General features: G+C 70.5%; 3 protein-coding genes. All 3 read left to right on the top strand.

Annotated elements, in window-relative coordinates; all coding sequences use genetic code 11:
• Nucleotides 1-305 precede the first annotated feature (305 nt).
• Entirely contained in the window at nucleotides 306-1817 is a 1512-nt protein-coding gene (locus AB0M28_RS40010) for a leucyl aminopeptidase (protein WP_365415699.1), read from the top strand.
• A gap of 324 nt (nucleotides 1818-2141) precedes the next feature.
• Entirely contained in the window at nucleotides 2142-3530 is a 1389-nt protein-coding gene (gene lpdA / locus AB0M28_RS40015) for a dihydrolipoyl dehydrogenase (RefSeq protein ID WP_365415701.1), read from the top strand.
• Between the two features lie 49 nt (nucleotides 3531-3579).
• The coding region (locus AB0M28_RS40020) for a biotin/lipoyl-containing protein (protein ID WP_365415703.1) at nucleotides 3580-3872 on the top strand (293 nt) is incomplete at its 3' end.

Genomic DNA, 3872 nt, shown 5'->3' on the forward strand with positions numbered 1-3872 from the left:
TGTGGAAGTCCAGACCGGGGAACATCGACGTGGGCCGCCCCGAGACCACCGGCGAGAACCCCGCCCGAGCCCGCCCCGCAACACCCCAAAGCCCGTCCGGCGTTTGAGGACTGAGGTGCGAAGCACCGAAGCGCGTCAGCCGACGCAACGCAAGCCCAGCCCGTCCGGCGTTTGAGGACTGAGGCGCGAAGCGCCGAAGCGCGTCAGCCGACGCAACCCGCACCCGAGGAGCCGCAAACCAGCCCCCGGCGTATTGTGCAGCGTGGACAACAACCCCCGCGAGTAAACGAAAGAGGACAGCCAGCGTGACCGCTCTGACCCTCAGCACATCATCCGCCGCAACGGCGCGCGCGGATGCCGTCGTCGTAGGCGTGGCGAAGGGCCCGAAGGGCCCGGTCGTCGCGGCCGGCGCGGAAGCAGTCGACAAGGCGTTCGGCGGCAAGCTCGCCGGCGTGCTCGAGACCCTGGGCGCCGCCGGCGGCGAGGGCGAGGTCACCAAGCTGCCCGCCCCGGACGGTCTCAAGGCGAACGTGGTCGTCGCCGTGGGCCTCGGCACCGCCCCCGAGGACGGCTTCGACCCCGAGACCCTCCGCCGCGCCGCCGGCGCGGCCGCCCGCGCGCTGTCGGGTACCAAGAAGGCCCTGATCGCCCTCCCGGTCGAGGACGCCGAGGACACCGGCGCCGTCGCGGAGGGTGTGCTGCTCGGCGCGTACTCCTTCGACGAGTACCGCGAGAAGCCCGCGAACGGCACCGCCAAGGAGCCGCTGGCGGAGGCCGTCCTCGTCGGCGGCAAGCCCCGCGACAAGGCCCACAAGGACGCCGCCGCCCGCGCCACCGTCGTGGCGCAGGAGGTCAACCGGGCCCGCGACCTGATCAACATCCCGTCCAACGACCTGACCCCGGAGGCGTTCGCCCAGCGCGCCGCCGACCTGGGCAAGGAGCACGGCTTCAAGGTCGAGATCCTCGACGAGAAGGCGCTGCTCAAGGGCGGCTACGGCGGCATCATGGGCGTCGGCCAGGGCTCCGCGAACCCGCCGCGCCTGGTGAAGGTGACCTACGCGCCCCGGGGCGCGAAGAAGCACGTGGCACTCGTCGGCAAGGGCATCACGTACGACTCGGGCGGCATCTCCCTGAAGCCGGCCGGCCACAACGAGACCATGAAGTGCGACATGAGCGGCGCCGCCGCCGTGCTGTCGACCGTGGCCTCCGCCGCCCAGCTGGGCCTGAAGACGAAGGTCACCGGCTGGCTGGCGCTCGCCGAGAACATGCCGTCGGGCTCCGCCACCCGCCCCGGTGACGTGCTGCGCATGTACAGCGGCAAGACGGTGGAGGTGCTGAACACCGACGCCGAGGGCCGCCTCGTCATGGCCGACGCGCTGACCCGCGCCTGCGAGGAGAAGCCGGACGCCGTCATGGACGTCGCCACCCTGACCGGCGCGATGGTGCTGGCCCTGGGCCACCGCACGTTCGGCATCATGGCGAACGACGACGACTTCCGTGCCGCGATCCACGAGGCGGCGGCGGACGCCGGCGAGCAGTCGTGGCCGATGCCGATGCCGGCGGAGCTCAAGGAGGGCATGAAGTCCCCCGTCGCCGACATCTCCAACATGGGCGAGCGGATGGGCGGCGGCCTGGTCGCCGGCCTGTTCCTCCAGGAGTTCGTGGCCGACGGCGTCACCTGGGCGCACCTGGACATCGCCGGTCCGGCGTTCAACACCTCCGGCCCCTTCGGCTACACCCCGAAGGGCGGTACGGGCTCCGCGGTGCGCACGCTCGTGACGGTGCTGGAGCGGGCCGCCGAGGGCGAGATCCTCTGACCCCGGGCCCGACCGCCCCTGGCGGCGACCGGCCCGGGGGACGTCCCAGGTTGATCGCTCACAGCTGAAAAGACCGGCCCCGGGTCCCCGACCCGGGGCCGTTTCACGGCCCCACCTGGGCTTTTTGTCAGATTACGGCTCCCTGTGCGTGCCCCCGCGTCCCGTCGTGGGCGAACAAGTGCGAAGATGAGTCGGAGCGGGACCTTGGCAGGGCAGCCCCGCATGATCACGCGGCAGTACAGCGCCGGCGCAAGGCGCTGAAGATACAGTCGCCGACCGGTCGGAGACCCCCGGCCGTCGGCGCACATGCATGGAGGACGTGACGTGGCGAACGACGCCAGCACCGTTTTCGACCTGGTGGTTCTCGGAGGCGGTAGCGGCGGTTACGCCGCTGCCCTGCGAGCGGCTCAGCTGGGTCTTGATGTCGCCCTGATCGAGAAGGACAAGCTGGGCGGCACTTGTCTGCACCGTGGCTGCATCCCCACCAAGGCCCTGCTGCACGCCGGTGAGATCGCCGACCAGGCACGCGAGGGCGAGCAGTTCGGCGTGAAGACGACCTTCGAGGGCGTCGACATGCCGGGCGTGCACAAGTACAAGGACGACGTGGTCTCGGGCCTCTACAAGGGCCTGCAGGGCCTGGTGGCCTCCCGCAAGATCACGTACATCACGGGCGAGGGCCGGCTGTCCTCCCCCACCTCCGTGGACGTGGACGGCAAGCGGGTCGAGGGCCGGCACGTGCTGCTGGCGACCGGTTCCGTGCCGCGTTCGCTGCCGGGGCTGCAGATCGACGGCAACCGGATCATCACCTCGGACCACGCGCTGGTCCTGGACCGCGTCCCGAAGTCGGCCATCGTGCTGGGCGGCGGCGTGATCGGCGTCGAGTTCGCCTCGGCGTGGAAGTCCTTCGGCGCGGACGTCACGGTCATCGAGGGCCTGAAGCACCTCGTCCCGGTCGAGGACGAGAACAGCTCCAAGCTGCTGGAGCGGGCCTTCCGCAAGCGCGGCATCAAGTTCAACCTCGGCACCTTCTTCGACAAGGCCGAGTACACGCAGGACGGCGTCAAGGTCACCCTCGCGGACGGCAAGACGTTCGAGGCGGAGGTGCTGCTCGTCGCCATCGGCCGCGGCCCGGTCTCGCAGGGCCTCGGTTACGAGGAGCAGGGCGTCGCGATGGACCGAGGCTTCGTCCTCGTCGACGAGTACATGCGGACTAACGTCCCCACGATCTCCGCGGTCGGCGACCTGGCCCCCACGCTCCAGCTCGCGCACGTCGGCTTCGCAGAGGGCATCCTGGTGGCGGAGCGGCTGGCCGGCCTGAAGGTCGTCCCGATCGACTACGACGGTGTGCCGCGGGTGACGTACTGCCACCCGGAGGTCGCGTCCGTGGGCATCACCGAGGCGAAGGCCAAGGAGGTCTACGGGGCTGACAAGGTCGTGGCTCTGAAGTACAACCTCGCGGGCAACGGCAAGAGCAAGATCCTCAAGACCGCGGGCGAGATCAAGCTCGTCCAGGTCAAGGACGGCCCCGTCGTCGGCGTACACATGGTCGGTGACCGGATGGGCGAGCAGGTCGGCGAGGCCCAGCTGATCTACAACTGGGAGGCGCTGCCGGCCGAGGTGGCCCAGCTCATCCACGCGCACCCCACGCAGAACGAGGCGATGGGCGAGGCCCACCTGGCTCTCGCCGGCAAGCCGCTGCACTCGCACGACTGATTCCAGGGCACGCAACAGTCCGCACAGATCGTTAGGAGCAACAGAAACCATGGCGGTTTCCGTAACACTGCCGGCGCTCGGCGAGAGCGTGTCCGAAGGCACCGTGACCCGCTGGCTGAAGGCCGAGGGTGAGCGCGTCGAGGCCGACGAGCCGCTGCTCGAGGTGTCGACCGACAAGGTGGACACCGAGATCCCCGCGCCCGCTTCGGGCATTCTGGCCTCCATCAAGGTGGCCGAGGACGAGACGGTCGAGGTCGGCGCCGAGCTGGCCGTCATCGACGACGGTTCCGGCGCTCCGGCCGCTGCGCCCGCGCCCGCCGCCGAGGCGGCGCCGGCCCCCGC

Origin of the sequence: Streptomyces sp. NPDC051940 (assembly GCF_040680895.1) — a bacterium.
Classification (GTDB): domain Bacteria; phylum Actinomycetota; class Actinomycetes; order Streptomycetales; family Streptomycetaceae; genus Streptomyces.